Below are 18,419 nucleotides of genomic sequence, written 5' to 3'. Positions count from 1 at the left end.
GGCCCCTGGAGTTTTCCGGGGGCCGCAACGGTCAGCGTGCTCAGAAGGCCAGACGGGTGTCGAGCATCACGATGTGCGCGCGGTCCTTCAGGTCGCCGCCGTCGGGGCGGGCCGCCTGCAGGGCGGACTGCACGTAGTCGTACTCCAGCCCGGCGGTGAAGCCGGGGGCGACGGTCCAGGTGACGCCGCCCTGCCAGATGTCCGCCTTGCTCGGCGTGGACATGGTCGCGCTGTCGTTGCCCAGCGCCCGCAGGTAGTTGGCGGCGAACAGCAGCGGCCCGGCGCTGTACTGCGCGCCGAAGATCCAGTTCTGCTGCGCCCGCGTCTGGGCGAGGCCCTCGGCGTAGCCGCTGTCGCCGCTGTAGGCGTAGCTGGCGCCGACCTTCACCGGGCCGTAGCCGACGTTAGCCCCGACATGGACGGAGTTCAGGTCCTCGAAGGACTGGCTGACGACGCCGTCGGTCTGGCGCACCGCCTTGCCGGTCGCGTAGAAGGCGCTGCCCTCGACGCTGAAATCGCCGACCGCGGTCTGGAAGGCGCCGCCGACCTCGACCACGTCGCGGAAGGACAGCAGGTCACCCAGCGCGTCGGTGGTGCGGCGGTTGACCGACGTGTTGGAGTCGCCGCTGCGCGGCATGTAGGACACCGCCGCCGACAGGCCGCCGAAGCTCGGCGTGATGTAGACGAACTTGGTCCCGGTGTCGTAGGCGATCAGCGTGCGCAGGCTGGTGGCGGCCAGCGGCAGGGCGCCGAAGGTCGAGGAGCCGTTCAGGAACAGGATGCCGTTGCTGTCCGGGCTGCCGGCCACGCCCTCGACGTTCGGGCCGATCATCCCGTATTCGTCCGACAGGCCGTTGATGACGCCGGCCTGGATCGTGCCGAAGGCGCCGTTGGCGAACAGGAAGGCGCGGTCGTTCTCGATGTTGCGGGTCGAGACGGTGGGATCACCGTTGCCCGCCACGATGCGCAGCCGCGCGCCGTAGGTCAGGCCGTTGTCGGCGGTGGCCGTCGGGGTGACGACCAGACGGTAGCGGTTGGCGAACTCGCGCGGGCGCAGGCCCTCGTCCTGCTGCTGGCGGATGTAGGCGCCCTGGAAATAGGCGTCGCCGCCGAGGATCAGGTCGAAGCTCGGCTCGGCCAGGGCCGGGGCCGACGTCAGGGCGGCGAAGGCGGTGCCGGCGAGAGCGGCGGCGCGAAGGGAGAAGGCGTTCATGGGCGTCGTCATTCCAGGGTCGAGGCTTGCGGGGTGATGTTTTGAAATCCCCTCTCCCCTCTGGGGAGAGGGTTAGGGTGAGGGGGTTGCGCGTGTCAGACCGTTCGGCAAAAGCGCAACCCCCTCACCGGCCCTTCGGGCCACCCTCTCCCCTCTGGGGAGAGGGTTAGTACAAAACCAGCGGCGGCCGAAGGCGGTGAGGTTGTCGTCCTCCAGCCGAGCGAGGCAGAGGATCTCCACGCTGTCGGCCCAGCGCGGGTTGACGCGGCGGAACTGGGCGACGGCCGGGCTGTCCAGCTTGGCCTCGCTGATGGCGCGGGCCTCCTCGGTCAGGCCGTAGCCCTGCCACTGCCAGTCCACGGTGCCGGTTTCGGCGTCGTAGTAGTGGGCGAAGCATTCCCGCCCGATGTGGTCGCGGAAGGCCCGGTCGAGGTCGTCCGGAGGCTGGTCCGGATGCGGCGTGTGGCGGACGAACAGCATCGGCATGTAGCGGTAGGAGCGGTAGCCGACCGCGCTGTAGCTCCAGTACCACAGCCGTCCCGAACGGTCGGCGCGGGCGCGGGCGACCATCTCGGCGACCATCGAGCGCACCAGTTCGTTCGACCCCCAGAAGCGGCGCTCCAGGATGCAATGGGCGGTGTGGAAGGCGCCGACGGCGGTGCCGCCGATCTCCACCGCCTGCCGGTAGACGGTGGCGAAGCCGACCAGTTCCCCGGTCGCGGCATCCTCCTGCAGCACGCAGTGGTCGAGGTCTTCCAGCTCCTCGTTGAAATAGTCCTCGCCGTAGCCTTCGAACCAGACGCTGAGCAGGGCGAACATCGCCGCCCGGCGCTCCGGCGTCAAAGCTGTCGGCTCGACGAAGCTGGTTCGCAGGGGAGGACGTGCCGCGGGCGTGGTCATTCCCCTGCTCCGGCCCCGGCCCCGGCTCCGGTCAGGTAGAGCGCCGCCCCGGCCTCGCGCACGTCGGCGCAGATGTCCTCATAGTTGCAGGTGATCTCCTCCCCGGCGGCGATGGCGCGGCGGGCGACGAAGCGCCGCCAGTCGCCGGGATCGGCCCGCCCGATGGACGGACCGTCCGCGTGGTTGAGGAACCGGGCGTCGTCCCCCGGCAGAAGGACGCCGACCCCCTCGATCACGCAGCCGTGGAAGTCGATCAGCCGGGCGACCTGCGGAAACTCGGCCAGCACGGCGTCGTCGGGCGCCAGCAGGCGGTCGATGCGGGCGTCGAACGCCCACACCGGCGTGCCGGCGGCGACCGCCTCCTCGGCGAAGAGCCCCAGCCCGTGGATCGGGCTGGAGGCGAGGCGGGTGGCGATGAGGAGCGGCATGGCGTCCTTCTCCAGGAGTAACGTCAGGCGGCGGCGGTGGCCGGCGCCAGCGACTCGTCGAACTCGAAGCTGGCGGCGTCGTCGACGAACTGCTCGGCGATGGTCGTGCCGGGGTTGGTCAGGCAGACGCCGATGTAGTCGGCGAAGCGCGGCGGCGGGGCGAAGCCCTCGGCGAGCAGGCGGCTGTTGTCGAAGGCGATGTCCTGCGCGGTGAAGCGGTGGTACTTGCGCCCGCCCGCCATCATCGTCCGGTGCAGAATGTCGCGCTGCGGGAAGGCCAGCCGGAAGGCGCGGTCGAAGGGCTTCCAGCCTTCCGGACCCTTCGGATCGAAGAAGCTGTAGGGGCGGGTGCCCTCATGGCCGTGCGCGGCGAAGGCGGCCTGGAAGTCGCTCCACATGGTGCGGCTGCCGAGGCCGGCGGAGATGTGGTAGAGGTTGTGCTTCAGGTCGGGCTTGCGCAGCAGGTCGTGCAGCCGGGCCGAGGCCCAGTCCACCGGAACGATGTCGATGAAGCCGTCCGGCGAGCAGGGCAGAACGCCGGTGCGGTCGACCAGCCGGAAGAACCAGAAGATGCTGGCGCTCGGGCGGACGCCCATGGCGGTGTGGCCGACGACGATGGACGGGCGGCAGACGACGATGGGCAGGTCGGGGAATCCGGCGGCGAGCGCGCGCTCCGCCGCCGCCTTGCTGCGGGTGTATTCGACGATGTGCGGCGTGTCGTGGCCGGGGGCGGGGGCCTCCTCGACCATCTCCAGCCACGGCGTCTCGCCGCAGCAGAAGGCGGTGCCGATGTGCAGGAAGCGCTGGAGGTGCTTCATGCGGCGGGCGCGGGCGGCCAGCGCCAGCGTGCCGTCGACGTTGATCTGCCAGACCGAATGGCGGCTGTCGAAGGAGGTGTCGGCGGCGACGTGGACGATGTGGGTCACCGCGTCCAGCCGCGGGTCGGCGCTGGTCGCCAGCGATTGCAGGTCGCCCGGAATGATCTGGCAGAGATCGGCGTAGGCCTGGGCCGTGGCGCGGTCGACGCAGCGGGACAGGTTGGTGGCGAGACGGGCGCGGCAGGCGGCCTCGTCGGCGCCGCGGATCAGCAGCAGGCAGTCCGCCGCGGTCCCGTTCTTGACGGCGTCGAGGTAGAAGGAACCACCGAGAAAGCCGGTGCCGCCGGTGAGAAGGATCATGGTGTGCCTCGGTCTCGCGTCTGGGGGAGGGGAGGGTTCGGTTGGTGGCTCCGATCCGCTGGCCCCGATCCGCTGGTCTGGATCAGGCGGGCAGCAGGTCGGGGGCCGGAAGGGCGGGGGTGTCGAGCCGGCGGATACCGCCCTGCTCCACCTGGATCTGCACGTCGGCGGCGTCGAAATACGCGTCGTCGTGGGTCACGGCGATCACGGTGATGCCGCGCGCCTTCATCCAGGGAATGATTTCGCGGTAGAATTTCCGCCGGAAGTAGGGGGACTGGTCGGCGGCCCATTCGTCGAGCACCAGCACGGGCTTGCGCTCCAGCAGGGCGGCGGCCAGCGCGAGGCGCTTCTTCTGCCCTTGCGACAGGTCCACCGTCGTGAAGGCGCGGTCCTCGACCGCCACCTTGTCGGACATCTCCAGCAGGTCGAGCAGCTCGTCGGCGAAGCCGTCCTCCAGCGACACAGCGCCGTAGAGCTGGCGGGTGACGTGGTTGTCGGAGAAGACGACGGAGAACAGGTCGCGGTAGGAGCGCAGCGTGTCCGCCGTCACCACCGCGCCGTCCACCGTCAGGCTGCCGCGCTGCGCCGGGTAGAGGCCGAGCAGCAGGTGGATCAGCGTGCTCTTGCCGGCGCCGTTGTGGCCGGTGACGAAGACGACGTCGCCGCGCTGCACCGACAGGTCGATGGGACCGACCGTGAAGGAGCCGGTGCCGTCGCGCCCGGGGTGGCGGTAGGACGCTCCGTCGAGCGCGAGGGTGGCGAAGTCGGCGAAGCCGGTCGGCGGCGCGTCCTTGGCCCGGCGCTGTGCCGGACGGGGTGTGGCGGGGCGGGGGGGCGCCTTCAGCTCCGCCTCCACCGCCAGATAGGAGCGGGCGGCGGTCTCGGCGCTGATGTAGGAGGGGTAGGAGGCGACGATGGTGATGACCGGATAGGCGATGAAGGCGGCGGCGTGGCCGGCCAGCACGACGGTCGCGATGTCGGTGCTGGTCACCGCCGGCAGCAGGAAGATGATCCCGGCCAGCGCCGCGTAATAGGTCAGTTCGCTCAGCGTGAAGTAGTGGCTGTACTCGGCGCCGAAGCGGTGGCGCTCCGTCCGCAAAGCCTCGGCGCAGGCGGTGGCGTCGGACAGCGCGTTGGCGGCGCGGCGGCGGTTCAGCTTGCACTCGCGCAGCGTCTGCAGGATGTGGTCCGACCGTTCCGACAGCGCGCCCTCGGCCTCATGGATCGTCTCCGACAACCGCTCCAGCCGCAGGACGGAGCGCGCGATCAGGACGCCGCCGACCGTCAGGAAGCCCAGCACGATCAGCACCGCGGCGTTCGACAGGGTGGCGAGGTAGAGCAGGCAGAGGACGATCGCCGCGACCGACTGGAAGCTGATGACCAGGGTCGGGACCGCCTGGGCGAGAAGCTGCAGCTCCGGCCCGGCCACCTGGGCGAGGCGGGTGGAGCCGACCGCCATGGCGTCGGGCAGGTCGGCGGCCACCGCCCGGCGCAGCAGGTCGACGCGCAGGACAGCCAGCGCCGCCTGCATCCGCTTGGACGCCGCGCTCATCATCCAGCCCTGCGCGAACCGCCAGGAGAAGGCGGACAGCAGGAAGATGAACAGCAGACGCTGCAACCCCTCCGGATCGTCCATGATGACCAGCGCGCTGTTCAGCGAGGTCAGCAGAGCGAGGTTGAGGGCCGCCGCCAGCACCGCCAGCAGCATCAGCGGCTGCATGTTGCGCAGGGCGTCGCGTCTCAGGATGCGCCAGAGATCCATCGCCGGCTCACTTGGGCTGAATGAGGTCGAGCAGACGGGACGGCGACATGGTCGACAGGATGGGGGCCGACGCGGCCTTGCCGTCCTTTGCAGCACCCGCTGCGCCACTTGCGGCCTGGGGCTTGACGCCGGGGACCGGCGCCGCCGGCGCGTGGCCCGCCGTGGCCGGCGCGGGTTCGGCGCCCGCTTGGTTCAGGCTGGGCATCTGGGCGACCGGCACCTGTCCGGGGGTGCCCTCGCCGCTCAGCGAGGGGAGCTGCGCGGCGGGCGGGACCGGCAGGCCGCTCGGCATGGTGACCGTCGCGGCCCCCGCCTGCGGCGCGCCGGGGGCGGGGGTTCCGGGCATCGGGAGGGTGGCGCCCCCGCCCGAAGCGGCGTCGAGGATCAGCGGCAGCCCGCCGCTGGCGGCGTTGCCGATGACGACGATCTTGGCGTTGGGCGAATGGGCCAGCTCCAGCGTCGCCTCAATGCCGCGCCAGCGCAGGTAGTTCTCGGTCAGGTTGGCCTGGACCGTCTCCTGGAAGGCGCGGATGCCCTGGCCTTCCAGCTGCTTGCGCTGGCTCTCGAACAGCTCGCGCTGCAGGCGGAACTGGTATTCCTGGGCGGCCTGGTCCTGCTGGATCTTGCGCTCGATCGACACCATGATCGCCTCGGGCAGCGAGACGTTGCGGATCAGGATGTCCTGGATCAGCAGATAGCCGGTCTTGGTCCGCCCGTCCGGCTTCGGCGTGTCCTCGGCCCCGATGATCTGGGCGTACATCACGCGGTCGGCGACCTGCTCGAAAGTCTCGGTCTGAACGCGCAGGCGGCGGTGGGCGTAAAGTTCGTCGGCCTTGAAGCGCGACACGATCTCGCGCGAGACCGACCCGACCTCCGGCACCAGCAGCACTTCCAGATAGTTCGGCCCGACGTTCTTGTGCAGGGCGGCCAGCATCTCCGCGTAGGGGCGGTAGCGCACCGTGATCTCGATGCTGACGTTCAGGCCGTCATTGGCGATGGCCGAGTAGGAGCGGGTGTCCTCCTGCAGGCGCAGGTCGTAGACCTCGATCTTGTCCCAGGGGAAGATGACGTGCACGCCCTCGGCCAGGGCCGGAGCCATCTGGGTGCCCTGGTGGAAACGCTTCCACAGCACGCCGCCGTGGCCGGCCGGGATGAAGACGACGATCGACGGCGCGAAGTAGAGGAAGATCAGAATACCGACCAGCAGCGTGCACAGCAGCGACCGGCGGTGCTCCTCGTACCAGTTGCCGAGCAGCGCGCGCAGGCGCGACTTCGGCTGCGGCGTCGCGTCGGCGTCGTCGTAGGTGAAGGCCTGGTCAGCCATGTCACGCGGTCTCCTGGAGCAAAGCCGTGGCGGGGCGGGGCGCGGCCTTGTCGGCCGGCAGGTCCATCTGCCCGTTTGTCATGTGAATGGTGACGTCGCAGACCGACGAGGCGTTGCCGTCGTGCGACACGAAGATCACGGTGCGGCCGAGCGCCCGCAGCTTGCCGATGATCTCGTTGGTGAAGCGGGTGCGGAACTCGGCGTCCTGGTCGGACGTCCATTCGTCGAGGATGATGATCGGACGCCCCTCCGCGACCGCGACGGCCAGAGCGACGCGGCGGCGCTGGCCCTTGGAGAGGTCGCGGTTCAGCAGGCCGTCGCCGGTCTCCGGCACCAGATGGTCGATCTTCAGATAGGCCAGCATCTCGCGGAACAGCTCCGCGTCGAAGGTCGGCCCCTGCGGCAGGCGGGTGAACAGATGGTGGTCCTGGAACACCGCGCAGAACAGGTCGCGGTAGCTCTCCAGCCGGTCGCCCTCCACCGCCTGCCCGTCGAGCAGCACCTGCCCCTCGTCCGGGCGGAACAGCAGCGGGATGACGCGCAGCAGGGTGGACTTGCCCGACCCGTTGGCGCCGACGATGCCGACGACGCTGCCCGCCGGGATGGTCATGTCGATGGGACCGATCACGAAGGGCTCGGGCCGCAGCCCGGCGCGGTAGGCGAAGCGCACGCCGCGCAGTTCGATGGCGGAGAAGCGGCGCGGCGCGCGGGCCAGCTTCGACGGCGCGTATTCCGCCGCCGGCATGGCGGCGAGCAGGGTGGTGAGCTGGTTCGCCGCGTCCTCCGCCGCGATGTAGTCGGGCACGGCGTTGAGGAACTTCGACAGCGGCCGGGCGAGGAACAGGATGACCGAGGTCACCAGCGGAAGCTCCGCCGCCGACAGCGCGCCCATGCGCGGGAAGATGAAGACGAAGACCGCGGAGAAGCCGATGACGATGGTGGCGATCCAGGAGAACAGCTCGCCCAGATTGCGGCCGTGGCGCCGCTTCAGGTCCTCCCATTGGGCGACGTCGGCCTCGACCGCCTGGGCCAGCTCGTCGCGCCGCGCCTTGCCCAGCTTGATCTCGGCGTTGCCGCCGACGATCTCGGAGAAGCCCTGGAGCATCCGCACCTCGGACTCCTTGGCTTGACCCAGCAGGGCGCGGGTCCGCTGCGCCTCGCGCACGTACCAGCCGCCGATCATCGCGCCGGCCACCAGGAGCAGCGTGGCGCCCACCGTGGTCAGCGTCCACAGGTAGAGGTAGGCCACGACCGCCACCAGCATCATGTTGGCGGCGATCGACAGGTTGGGCAGCAGCGCCGCGATGCGCTCCAGATGGTGGTTGCCGAAGTCGAAGGAGCGCCGCGCCTGCATGTCGAGGATGTCGGCGTGGTTGCCGAGCGTGACGGTCTGCAGGAAGCGCCGCCGCACCCCGGCCAGCGCGCTGAAGCCGGTGGTCAGCACCAGCCCGACGAAGCGCTTGCTGAAGGCGTAGGAGACCAGCAGCGCCAGGCAGAAGATCAGGAAGGGCGTGTCCAGCACCTCGCCGCGCATCCAGCCGTTCAGCTCGGCGCTGAGGCTCATCAGGCTGATGAGGTTGGCGGTGGCGGCGACGCAGCCGGTCACCACCAGCCGGGTCAGGATCTCACGGTCGGCCAGCCCGATCAGGGGAAGCAGGGCCGAGACGGGCCGGCTGGGGGCGACGCGCTTGCTTGTCTTGCTCTTGCTCATCGGTCCGCCTCACTCCGCCAGCCAGGAGTCGAGGATGCGGGTGATCGTGCCGTTGTCGCGCAGCTTGACGAAGGCGGCCTGCAGCCGCTCCGCCTTCTCCTTGCGCGCCTTGGGCATGGCGATGTAGCGGGGGATCAGGCCGAGCGGCTTGGGCAGGACGCGCACGTCCTTCAGCCGCCCGTCCTGCTTGGCCATGTGGTTCAGCACATGCAGGTCGCCGACGATCACGTCCACCCGGCCCAGGATCAGGCGGCGGAAGTTGACCACGTTGCTGCTCGACGGGACCTTTTCCAGATAGGTCGCAGCGTCGAAGTCCGGCGCGTAGGCAAAGCCGTCGACCACGCCGATGCGGTAGGGGGTCAGGTCCTCCAGCCGCTCGAAGGCGATGGGGGAGTCCTTGCGCACCATGAAAACGGTCGTGCCGGTGCGGAACGGGCCGATCATGTTGTACTGCGCGAAACGGGCGGGCGAGGCGATGAACTGGAACCCGACGTCGGCGGTGTTCTCGTCCATCGACCGGACGACCTCGGTCCAAGACAGCGGCCGGTGGACCGGGGTGATGTTCAACTCCTTCAGCAGGGCGACGACGATCTCGGTGTCGATCCCCGTGCGGGTGCCGTTGAAGGAGTAGTTGTAAGGCGGGAAATGGTCTTCCGACGCGATGGTCCAGTATTCGGCGCGCGCCGGAAGGATCGCGGCGAACAGCGCCAGCAGGACCGGCAGCAGGAGCCGCAGGACCGGGCGGAGGACGGACGCCGTCGCCGCCGTCATGCCTTCGCCCGCTTCTTGGCGCGGGTGGTCAGCAGGATCATCACGAGAAGGGCGCCGGGCGGGGTCAGAACCACCGCCAGGAAGGCGTAAAGCAGGAAGCCGCCGCGGCGGCCGATCCCCAGAAACCCGACCAGCAGGCAGAGACCGATGTAGATCAGCTCGAACACGGCGATGCTTCCTTCTTTGCCCGGCCTTCTTTGCCCGGCGCCCCGGCGTCGTGCCCTTAGCCGGCCTTCTGGACCGGCTGCTCTTCCATCTGCGGCGCGGCGGCGGGGGCCTCACCGGCCTCGTCCTTGGCCTCGTTCCGGGCGGCCTCGAACTCCTTGCGGAAATGCTCGCGCATCGCCTCGACGTCGAAGTCCAGCAGCGTGCCGCCGGTCTCGAAGTGCTGCGCGAACACGCGGCCGAGCGCCTGGGTGGCGGCCAGCGACAGCGCTGGCATGACGGCGACGCCCAGGGCGGTGCCGATGAACGGAACGGCCTTCACGGCGGAGCCGAGCACGCTGGAGCTGAGCGCGCCGGGCATGACGCCGCCCATCAGCGCGCCGATGATCGCGCGGGTGCGCTCCTGCGCGAACTCGATCTCATAGAGCTTGGCGAGCTTATGGATCAGGTTGAGCTGGGCCACGCTGACCGCGGCGACGTCCGCGCCGGGAACGGGGATGAGTCCGAAGGCGCCCGAGGCGTAGCTGTGATACTTGATCAGTTCCTGGGCGCGCTTCTTGCGGTCTACCATGATCCGAAACCTTTCGAGGGTCAGGTGAGGTTGATTTCAGGTGGAAACTTTGGTTTTCGATACACGCCTTAGGACGTTATGCGTCGCAAGATCAGCATCCCGAAAGAAACAAAACATCGCCAATCAACCGCTGTAAAAGCGATTGGTAAAAGAATGCCCTTATTGCTTCTGGTAAATTAAGCGGGGGTCCTCAGGACTTTCGCTGGACAGAGAACGGCAGCCCAACGATCCAATATGTCCCAACGACTTGATACATTTTCAGTAATTAACAACGCATTAAATGCCTATGACCACCGTCGGAGTTTTTGTCGGAAGCTGCGTCATCTTTCTGCGAATTGTGACAAAGTTCATCATGAGCTTTTCTTTGTATAATGAACTTCACTACCTCTGCGGGAAGCGGGCCGGCAGATCGAGGGAGCGCGCCGGAAGTTCGTTGCGCCCGCCCATACTGACCGCCGCTCCCAGGACCAGGACGGTGTCGCGCGCCGGCTGTCCCTCGATGGTCTGCGTGGGCAGGGCGACGCGCAGCAGCAGGCCGTCCCGCGACGAGGACGCGGCGTGGCTCTTCAGCAGGCGCAGCAGCGCCCACGGTCCGCGCTCGGCCAGGGTGATGGTGTCGCCGGTCGCGGCGGCGGTTCCGCCGGCCGCAGCGCCCTTCGGACGGTAGGGCGACCCGGCGGCCCAGCGGGCGCTCAGCAGCACCGGCTGGCCCGGCGTCCAGGCGAGCGTCCCGCCGTTGGCCGCCGCCCCCACCGCGCTGGCGCCGGAGCGCACCGACCAGTCGATGATGTGCTCCGCCCCGACCTCCTGCGCGCGGTTGGCTCCGTAGGTGAGGCGGACGCTGACGGGGGCCGGGCGGGCGATGGCCTCCAGCAGGGGGCGGGCGGCCTCCATTCGTTCCAGGAAGGCGGCGACGTCGGGGGTCGCGGCCCGCATCACCGCCGCCCGGTGCTCATCGAGCTGCCGGTAGAAGCGGCGGACGTCCTGCGGGTCGGCGTCGGCCGCCCCGCGCGCCTGTTCCGGGCCGACGAAGGGGAAGCGCCCGGCGAGGGTCTGCGCGAAGGCGGTGGACAGCTTCGACAGGGCGACGTCGCTGTCCGGAACGGAGGTTTCCGGCGGCAGTCTGGGCGGGATCGGCAGATGCGCGACGACGGCCGGCACCTCCACATTAGCGGATGGTGGCGCGGCGGGCGGTGGCGCCGCGGGTTCCGGCGATGGGGCCGGCCGCGGAGGCGGGGCCACCGCGACCGGCTTGGCCGGCTCCGCTTCGGGCGAAATGGGCTTCGGCTCTGCGGGCTTGGGCGCAGCGGGCTTGGCCTCGGCCGGCTTGACGGCTTCGGCGGGGGGAGCGTCGGGAACCGGCGCGGGCAGGTCGGCGGCCAGGGCGTCCGGCAGCGCGGTCACCGCCGGGTTGAGAACCAACGCGCCGCCGTCACCCACCGCGAACAGGGTTCCGGTCTGCGGCGCGTCCAGCGCCAGGACGGCGGCGCGGGCGCCGGTCGCGGCGGTGGACAGGGCCTCGGTGATGCGGTCGGTGGTGTCGCGGCCCGGCAGATCGGCGATGGCGGCCTTCTGGAGCGCCACCCGGATCGCGTCGGGCAGGCCGCGGGCGGGCTCCTGCAGGGCGCCGGCGATGGGCCAGGAAACGGCTTCGGCGACGGCGGCGGTCAGGCGGCGGACGTCGTCGACATCCTCGGCGGTCGGCGTCTCCGGCAGGCCGCGCAGCCGTTCGGCCAAGGCCTCGGCGCGCTGGCGGAGCGGGTTGCGGCCATACAGCTCCTCGGCCAGCGGGGCGGCGAGCTGCACCGATTCCGCGCGCACCGCCGCGGCGATGGTCCGGGCGTCCAGGTTGGGCAGGTCGGCGCCCGCGGCGATGCGCGTGATGTAGCCGTCCGTCGCCGTCATCGGCGACCGGGGGACGGCGCCGTAGACGCTTTCGGCCAGCGCGTTCAGCTCGTCGAAGCCGCTGTTGCGGCGGAAGCGGTCGTAGCGCTCCAGCGCGTCGCGCCGCCCGCCGATGCGGTCGAGCTGCTCGGCGAGCCGGCGGAAGGCGGGCAGATCCTCGACTCGCTGCGGGTTGGCGACCGGCGGCAGGTCGGCCATGGTGGCGCTGGGCAGCAGCGCGTCGCGGATCGGCCGCAGCACCGAGCGGCGCAGCGTGACGGAGGCGAGCCGCTTCTTGTCCTCGTCGAAGGTGCTGACCAGCGAGGTCGGCAGCAGCGGCGTGGCGAGGGAACTGCGCTCCATCACCGCCGTGGCGGCGATCACCCGACCGGCCAGGGGGCCGTCGGTGACGGCGTCGCGCGCCAGCAGCGCCCGGCGCAGGTCGGCGGTGGCGGCGACGACCGGCGGGCTGCCGGCGGACACGCTGGACACGCCCTGCCACGCGGCGACCGACAGGCCGGCGACCGAGGCGGCGAGCGCGGCCTGGGCCATCCGGCGGCGCTTGTGGGCCTGCTGGTAGGCGGCGTCGGACGGCCGCCCGTAGCCGGCCTCGGCGAAGGCGCGGCGCGGCAGAAGGTTGCGGGCGAAGACCGGGCGTCGCCCGCCGATGGCCGGGGCATAGGCGCCGGTCAGGGCGATGCCGCGCAGCGGGAAGGGCTCCGCCTGATCGTCGTCGCCCAGAACACCGTCGAGGAACAGCGCCAGCGGATGGCGCAGGGTGTCGAGGGATGCCGGCAGCAGCGGCAGGCGCACCCCGGCGGTGCCGGCGGCGAAGGCGTCGGCCTCCAGCACGGCGATGTCGGCGGCGATGGCCTCGAACGCCTCGTCGATGCGGCGCGGTTCGAAGGGCTTGGCCCAGTCCTGGGGGTTGGTCCAGCCCAGCACGCCGTCCAGCAGGGCCGACGGCATGGCGGCGCAGAGGTCGGTGAAGCCGTCCAGCGCCTCGGCGCGGACCACGACCACATGCACCGGGCCGACCACGCCGAGATCGTCGCGCAGGGTCCGCAGGCGCTCCCGCAGGGCGGCGCCCCGCTTGGCCAGCGCGTCGCGCGGGCCGGGGCGCTCGGCGGCGGCGCGCAGTTCGTCGGCGCCGACCATCAGCAGGACGCCGTCCAGCGGGCGGCGCATCGGCCGCTTGCGCATCGCCGCGACCAGCGCCGGCCAGGACGCGCCCAGCCGGGAGCCGTCGGCGGAATCGGCGCCGGCGTGCAGGATCGCCGCCCCTTCGCAGAACCACCAGCAGCCGTTCTCGCCGTTGCCGTCCTCGGGCCAGCGGACATGGGTCGGGTCGGTGGCGAGCAGAGCGGGTCCGCCGACGCCGAAGGCGAGGAACCACGGGATGTCGCCGCGGCGCAGGGGACCGCGCATCTGCCGCGTCAGGATGTCCAGCCCCTCGCCGTAGATGCGGGCGTTGGGCGGCGTGTCGGCTGCGGCCTTCGTGGGGGGAGGGGCCTCGGCGCGGACGCGCAGCGGCGCCGGCGGGGCGGTCCGGCGCGCAGGCGCCTTCTTTTGGCCGGTGCCCTTGGCGGTGGGCTTGCGCCGCCAGCCGCGCAGCTTCGGCCAGACCATCCGGCCGAGGCGATAGAAGATGTAGAGCGGCAGCGCCAGCAGCGCGTAGGGCGCCAGCGTGACGGCGAAGGACAGCAGATGGACGATGGCGGAGCCGATGGTGGAGAGCACCAGCTCCAGCGTGAGCATCAGTAGGACCATGACAGCCCCATATCCTCGACCGCGGCGCGGGCGCCGCTCAGATCGCGTTGGATGCCGCCGACGGCGCCGGCCCACAGCAGGTGCGAGACGACGAGGAACAGCACGGCGGTCCCGCCCACCGCCCACCACCAGCGGCGCGCGGACGGCGCGAGGTAGCCGGGCACGGCGCCGTCCGTCGGCTCGCAGGCGCGCGGGCTGGGATGGCTGGCCGCGGCGCGCTCGCCGACGACGATGCGGTGCAGGGCGGGGCGGCGGGCGGTCGCCTGGGTGTCGTCGGGAAAGCCCAGCGCCAGCGCCGCGAGATAGACGGCGGCCAGCCCACGGTCGGCCTTGGCGCCTTGGCGGATCAGGTCGTCGGCCTGGACGAACAGGGTTTGCAGCGTTGCGTTCGCGCCGAACAGGCGGCTGGAGACCACGGCGTCGGCGGGCCGCGTCTGGGTCAGCGCGCGGTCGGCCAGCATGGCCATGGCGAAGACCGCCTTGACCACGGTGCCATGCGCGCCCGGCCCTTGCGAGACGGCGGCGCCGCTCATCCCATGGAGCGTGGCGGTCAGACGGTCGGCCACCGACCCCGCCGGGGCCTGCGCGTCGGCGCAGCCGGCCAGCAGATCCTCCTGGAAGGCGCGGAACAGGGCCAGCGTACCGGCGGGTTTGGCGCCGGCGGGGACGGCCTTCGGTGTAGGGGCGGATTGCGCCGCAGCGATTTGGGCGGTCACGGCGTTCCCTCCGTCAGCGGAGCCACGGTGAAGCTGTCCCGTCCCAGCCGCACGTCCAGGGCGCCGGAGCCGTCCAGCGTCTGCCGGTGGGCGCCGGGCGCGCCGTACCGCGCGTAGACGAGGGTTTGGGTCGGGGTGGTGGCGAAGGGGGGCAGGCTGTGCAGGAGCACGCTCTGGCCCGGCACCATCTCCCAGGAGGCGATGGCGATGCGGCTGCCGGCCTCGGCGCTCAGCGCCTCGCGGTTGCGGAACCAGCCCGCGGCGTCGAGCCCGGCCAGCCGCCCGGCCAGCGCCGGGTCGGCCACCCGCACCACGTCGACCGCGACCGGGCGGCGCCCGTTGGCGTCGGGCTCGGCGACGATGCGCAGGACGGGGGCGTCGGCGCCCCCCGCATTAGGTGTGGGTCCGCTGGCGGCGCAGCCGGCGAGCGTCAGGGATAGGATAATCGCGAGGCGCTTCATGTCAGCCACCGCCGCCGGGCGCCGACTGGCCGGCACAGACGTAGCCCGCCGGGGTGTGGCGGTACCAGTTGCCGGTCGCCTCGGCGCAAGGGGCGAGCACGCGGTCGTTGCGCTGCGGCTGCGCCACCACCGGGGTTGAGGCCGGGGCCGGGACGGTGTCCACCTCGCGGCCCGCGGCCGGACGGTTGGTCACGACGAAGCCGTCCTCGTCCTCCTCGACGATCATCACGTAGCGGGCGCGCTTGGCGGGGTAGCGGATGCCGACGTCGTAGTCGCCGTCGGCCAGCTTCTCCAGGATCGCGCCGGGGCGGTCGCCGCCGAGCGGCGCGCAGCCCGTCCCGGCGAGCAGGACCGGCAGCAGCGCCGTCGCGGCGATCAGGGTTCGCATCATCGGGGTCTTCCTGCTCATGCCTGGCCTGCTCATGCCGGGATCGCCTGGCGCTGGGCGTTGGTGGCGACCGCGGCGGGGCCGGCGGCCTCCATCAGGTCGGGCGGGGTCGGCTCGATGCCGGCCTCGGCCAGCGTGCGGTAGACGGACCGCCAGACCAGCTCGGGCACGACGAAGCTGGCGTCGTAGTCCTCGACCCAGAAGAACAGGTTGTACTTGCACAGCCATTGTCCGTTGACGCCGCGGATGCCGTCATAGCGGACGAAGGCCGGGCCGCCGGTGGCGCTGGGCAGCACCTTGTCGGCGTTCTGCAGGGCGGTGGTCAGCAGGCCGCCCATCCGGCCGGGGTCGTGGCGGGCGTCGGCGTAATATTCCAGCTTCATCGACACCCGGTCGACCGCGCTGAAATTGATGACGGTCGCCTCCGACACCTTGGCGTTGGGCATGGCGACGATGAAGCCGGCGACGTTGCGGATGCGCACCGTGCGCCACGTCATGTCCACCACGACGCCGCGCACCAGATCGGTGATCTGGATGCTGTCGCCGATCTGGAACGGCCGCTCGATGTTCAGGACGATGCCGGAGAAGACGTTGGCGATGTTGGCCTGGATGGCGAGGCCGATGACCATGCCGACGAGGCCGGAGGCGGCGAGCAGGCTGGTGATCGGCTGCTTCAGCACGAAGGCGATGATGCCGCAGCCGGCGAAGCCGAAGACGATCAGGGTGGAGAAGCGGCGGACGATGCCGGGGATCTTGCGCTGGGTGCGGATCTCCAGCGGGGTCCAGACGAAGCGCTCCAGCGTGCGGTCGACCAGGATGGCCGGCACGATCCACCACAGCACGTTGACCCCGTTCACCACCATGGCGATCCCGCTCGGCGGCAGCGTCGCCACCGCCTGGTCCAGCGCAATGTTGCCGACGGACATCAGCAGTAGCGGCCAGGACAGGATGCGCATGAACAGCGTCTGGATCTTCCAGAACTGGCCGCGGTCGCGGCGGTCCATGACGGCGGCGAAGACCGCCAGCACGGCGCTGAAGATGGCGATGTAGACGAAGAAGTCGCGGTGGATGAAGTCGCGCGCCGCCGGGGAGTCCGGCGCCGCGACCACGCCGAAGTCGACGCGCGAGAAGTCCGGCTGCGGCCGCCCGAAGCCGACGTAGTTGGGATCGCCCTCGCTGCCGACCGAGGCGACGTCCTGCGAGATCCAGGCGCGCGACAGGCGCCAGCCGGGCGACGGCGCCAGCACCCGCTTGGCGCGGAGCTGGTCGAGCAGGGTGGAGCTTTCGCTCTCGCCCTCCAGCGCGCGGCGGAAGCGGTCGGCGAGGCCGGGGTCGGCGGCGGACGCGGTCTCCGCCGCGGCCATCGCCTTCAGCTTCTCCACGAAGTCGTTGGTGTCGACCAGCGACATGCCGAGAACGTCGGTGACGAACATCACCGTGTTGCGGTTCTGCGTCCGGTGGCGGAAGCTGACGCCGACGGTCTGGCTGCCGTAGGGCGGGCGCTGGTCGAAGACGTTCAGGGCGAAGCGCCCCTCGATCCGGTAGGCGACGTAGGTGGTGACCTCGCCGCGCTCCTCGCGGTAGGGCTTGCCCAGCTCGACCGGCTTGACCGCGTTGGTGAAGACGACGTCCGCCGGGTTGAAGGCGCCGCGGTAGCGGAACCAGATCGTCAGGTTCAGCGTCGCCTCGTTGGCGTCCGGGTTCAGGTCGCGGATCTCGTGGAGCTGGACGCCGGTGTAGATGACGTCCGTCTTGTACATGAAGCGGTCGTTGACGTAGAGCGCCCGGCCCTTGGTGACCTCCTCCAGGAAGTTGGAGACGCCGGCCTCGCGGATCGGCTGGAGCTGGGTCAGCGCCGCCACCGGGTTCAGGCCGTTGTAGGAGGCCATCATCACCGGCAGGGTCGCCTGGCCTCGCGCGTCGAAGGTCCAGGTGCCGACCGTGCCCTGGAAGGCGGTCTCGGCGCGGTCGTGGTCGGCGATGGCGCGGCGCAGCGCCTCGCCGTCCGGCTTGCCGGTGGCAACATTGGTCTTGGCGATGGCGCCGGCAATGAGGTCCACGCCGTCGGCGCCCAGCGCCGCCGCCCAGTCGGGCACCGCGTTGAAACGCTTCACATACTGGCCGTAGAAGCGCTGCGCCCGCTCGTTCGCCGTGTCGAACAGCACAGGCGAGGACACCAGCAGGCCGTGGCCGTAGGCTTCCGGGGTCAGCGCCTTGGGGTTGGCCTGCGCCTGGGCGACGATCTCGGTGCGGAAGGCCGAGGAGGCCATCTCCGAGCTGCCGGCGATCAGGTTGCGCACCCCGGCGTCGCGCAGCGCCACCACCACCCGCGCGCTGTCCACCGCCGAGCCGATGACGACGACGGCGCCGGTCGGCATCTTCTCCTTGACCGCCTGGGCCAGCGCCGGCAGGGCGGACGCACCGCCGCGGCCCGGCGCGAAGGTCCACTGGCCGACCAGCTTGGTGCCGAAGCGCTGGAGGATCGCGTCGAACTGCCCGGCCTGCGATGCCGCCTGCTCGCTGTCCTCGCGGACGATGGCGACGGTCGGCTCGCCGACCACGTTGCGCACGTAGTTGGCGAGGAAGCGCGTCTCGTGCGTGCGGTCCAGCGTGATGCTGAACAGCCAGGGGCTGGGCGCGGCGTCCGCCGGGCGGACCAGCGGGCGCGGGGCGATCAGCGGGATCTGGCGCTGGGCGTAGATCGCCGTCGCGCTGTCGGCGGCGTCCGGCGTGTGGCCGATCACCGCGAGGACGGAGGGGTCGTTGGAGACGCGCCGGGCGATCTCCAGCGACTTGCCCTTGTCGCCCTCGTCGTCGAAGGGCTTGACCAGCACGGGACGGCCGGCGATGCCGCCCGCCGCGTTGATGGTGTCGGCGCGCAGCGCCGCCCCCTTGCGCAGGGCCAGCCCCAGCGCCGCGTCCGGCCCGCTGAGCGGCCCGACGACGGCGACGGTCAGCGGCTCGCGCGCGCTGTCGCCGAGGAAGCCGGCGCGGACGACCAGGGAGACCAGCACGGTGACGAGCATCGCCGCCGCCAGGATCAGCGCGAAGCGCGCCTTCTTGGTCAGGTGCGACCAGCGCAGCGGCGGCCGGGAGCGGGGCTGGAGCGAGCTCAGCATGGGGTGGGCCTCGGGCGGTCCGTGTCGGGGTGGAAATAGCCCTCTCCCCTCTGGGGAG

At 71.1% G+C, this 18,419-nt stretch carries 15 protein-coding genes; all 15 read right to left on the bottom strand.

Features of this window, described 5'->3' with window-relative positions; translation table 11 throughout:
- Window positions 1-40: 40 nt before the first annotated feature.
- Complete coding sequence (locus tag FBZ83_RS25550; protein WP_247888468.1) at window positions 41-1,225, bottom strand: porin; 1,185 nt, start codon at window positions 1,223-1,225, stop codon at window positions 41-43.
- Window positions 1,226-1,285: 60 nt separating this feature from the next.
- Window positions 1,286-2,113, bottom strand: a complete 828-nt coding sequence (locus FBZ83_RS25545; protein WP_145689514.1) for a hypothetical protein — start codon at window positions 2,111-2,113, stop codon at window positions 1,286-1,288.
- Complete coding sequence (locus FBZ83_RS25540; protein ID WP_145689512.1) at window positions 2,110-2,541, bottom strand: SET domain-containing protein; 432 nt, start codon at window positions 2,539-2,541, stop codon at window positions 2,110-2,112. Before FBZ83_RS25540 ends, FBZ83_RS25545 begins: the two co-directional genes overlap by 4 nt.
- Before the next feature lie 23 nt (window positions 2,542-2,564).
- A complete protein-coding gene (locus FBZ83_RS25535; RefSeq protein ID WP_145689510.1) occupies window positions 2,565-3,719 on the bottom strand; it encodes an SDR family oxidoreductase in 1,155 nt (384 codons plus the stop codon).
- A gap of 82 nt (window positions 3,720-3,801) precedes the next feature.
- Window positions 3,802-5,481: an ATP-binding cassette domain-containing protein gene (locus tag FBZ83_RS25530; protein WP_145689509.1), complete on the bottom strand. Its 1,680-nt coding sequence runs from the start codon at window positions 5,479-5,481 to the stop codon at window positions 3,802-3,804.
- A gap of 7 nt (window positions 5,482-5,488) precedes the next feature.
- Window positions 5,489-6,805 (bottom strand): prohibitin family protein, encoded by a 1,317-nt coding sequence (locus FBZ83_RS25525; protein WP_145689507.1) that lies wholly within the window; start codon window positions 6,803-6,805, stop codon window positions 5,489-5,491.
- A 1-nt stretch (window position 6,806) separates the two neighbouring features.
- Window positions 6,807-8,516, bottom strand: coding sequence for an ATP-binding cassette domain-containing protein (locus tag FBZ83_RS25520; RefSeq protein ID WP_145689505.1), 1,710 nt, complete (start codon window positions 8,514-8,516; stop codon window positions 6,807-6,809).
- A 9-nt stretch (window positions 8,517-8,525) separates the two neighbouring features.
- Window positions 8,526-9,287 carry a substrate-binding periplasmic protein gene (locus FBZ83_RS25515; protein WP_145689503.1) on the bottom strand — a complete coding sequence of 254 codons (762 nt, stop codon included), beginning with the start codon at window positions 9,285-9,287 and terminating at the stop codon, window positions 8,526-8,528.
- On the bottom strand, window positions 9,284-9,454 hold the full coding sequence (locus FBZ83_RS31565; protein ID WP_167555913.1) for a hypothetical protein: 171 nt from the start codon (window positions 9,452-9,454) through the stop codon (window positions 9,284-9,286). The genes FBZ83_RS25515 and FBZ83_RS31565 overlap by 4 nt, the downstream gene beginning before the upstream one ends.
- A gap of 56 nt (window positions 9,455-9,510) precedes the next feature.
- Window positions 9,511-10,023, bottom strand: coding sequence for a YcjF family protein (locus FBZ83_RS25510; RefSeq protein ID WP_145689502.1), 513 nt, complete (start codon window positions 10,021-10,023; stop codon window positions 9,511-9,513).
- A gap of 381 nt (window positions 10,024-10,404) precedes the next feature.
- Window positions 10,405-13,677 carry a type VI secretion system protein gene (locus FBZ83_RS25505; RefSeq protein WP_247888467.1) on the bottom strand — a complete coding sequence of 1,091 codons (3,273 nt, stop codon included), beginning with the start codon at window positions 13,675-13,677 and terminating at the stop codon, window positions 10,405-10,407.
- On the bottom strand, window positions 13,665-14,393 hold the full coding sequence (locus tag FBZ83_RS25500; RefSeq protein ID WP_145689500.1) for a hypothetical protein: 729 nt from the start codon (window positions 14,391-14,393) through the stop codon (window positions 13,665-13,667). Before FBZ83_RS25500 ends, FBZ83_RS25505 begins: the two co-directional genes overlap by 13 nt.
- On the bottom strand, window positions 14,390-14,854 hold the full coding sequence (locus FBZ83_RS25495) for a hypothetical protein (RefSeq protein WP_145689498.1): 465 nt from the start codon (window positions 14,852-14,854) through the stop codon (window positions 14,390-14,392). The genes FBZ83_RS25500 and FBZ83_RS25495 overlap by 4 nt, the downstream gene beginning before the upstream one ends.
- A gap of 1 nt (window position 14,855) precedes the next feature.
- Window positions 14,856-15,263, bottom strand: coding sequence for a hypothetical protein (locus FBZ83_RS25490; protein WP_145689497.1), 408 nt, complete (start codon window positions 15,261-15,263; stop codon window positions 14,856-14,858).
- An 11-nt stretch (window positions 15,264-15,274) separates the two neighbouring features.
- Complete coding sequence (locus tag FBZ83_RS25485) at window positions 15,275-18,361, bottom strand: ABC transporter substrate-binding protein (protein ID WP_145689495.1); 3,087 nt, start codon at window positions 18,359-18,361, stop codon at window positions 15,275-15,277.
- Window positions 18,362-18,419: the final 58 nt, after the last annotated feature.

This window comes from Azospirillum brasilense, assembly GCF_007827815.1.
In the GTDB taxonomy this organism is placed as follows: domain Bacteria; phylum Pseudomonadota; class Alphaproteobacteria; order Azospirillales; family Azospirillaceae; genus Azospirillum; species Azospirillum brasilense_C.
This window is presented reverse-complemented; position numbering and strand designations above follow the sequence as displayed.

What these genes read in the sequence shown, in the direction of transcription:
- FBZ83_RS25550 (WP_247888468.1), bottom strand. Translation starts at nt 1,225, where the DNA reads ATGACGACGCCCATGAACGCCTTCTCCCTTCGCGCCGCCGCTCTCGCC.
- FBZ83_RS25545 (WP_145689514.1), bottom strand. Translation starts at nt 2,113, where the DNA reads ATGACCACGCCCGCGGCACGTCCTCCCCTGCGAACCAGCTTCGTCGAG.
- FBZ83_RS25540 (WP_145689512.1), bottom strand. Translation starts at nt 2,541, where the DNA reads ATGCCGCTCCTCATCGCCACCCGCCTCGCCTCCAGCCCGATCCACGGG.
- FBZ83_RS25535 (WP_145689510.1), bottom strand. Translation starts at nt 3,719, where the DNA reads ATGATCCTTCTCACCGGCGGCACCGGCTTTCTCGGTGGTTCCTTCTAC.
- FBZ83_RS25530 (WP_145689509.1), bottom strand. Translation starts at nt 5,481, where the DNA reads ATGGATCTCTGGCGCATCCTGAGACGCGACGCCCTGCGCAACATGCAG.
- FBZ83_RS25525 (WP_145689507.1), bottom strand. Translation starts at nt 6,805, where the DNA reads ATGGCTGACCAGGCCTTCACCTACGACGACGCCGACGCGACGCCGCAG.
- FBZ83_RS25520 (WP_145689505.1), bottom strand. Translation starts at nt 8,516, where the DNA reads ATGAGCAAGAGCAAGACAAGCAAGCGCGTCGCCCCCAGCCGGCCCGTC.
- FBZ83_RS25515 (WP_145689503.1), bottom strand. Translation starts at nt 9,287, where the DNA reads ATGACGGCGGCGACGGCGTCCGTCCTCCGCCCGGTCCTGCGGCTCCTG.
- FBZ83_RS25510 (WP_145689502.1), bottom strand. Translation starts at nt 10,023, where the DNA reads ATGGTAGACCGCAAGAAGCGCGCCCAGGAACTGATCAAGTATCACAGC.
- FBZ83_RS25505 (WP_247888467.1), bottom strand. Translation starts at nt 13,677, where the DNA reads ATGGTCCTACTGATGCTCACGCTGGAGCTGGTGCTCTCCACCATCGGC.
- FBZ83_RS25495 (WP_145689498.1), bottom strand. Translation starts at nt 14,854, where the DNA reads ATGAAGCGCCTCGCGATTATCCTATCCCTGACGCTCGCCGGCTGCGCC.
- FBZ83_RS25490 (WP_145689497.1), bottom strand. Translation starts at nt 15,263, where the DNA reads ATGAGCAGGAAGACCCCGATGATGCGAACCCTGATCGCCGCGACGGCG.
- FBZ83_RS25485 (WP_145689495.1), bottom strand. Translation starts at nt 18,361, where the DNA reads ATGCTGAGCTCGCTCCAGCCCCGCTCCCGGCCGCCGCTGCGCTGGTCG.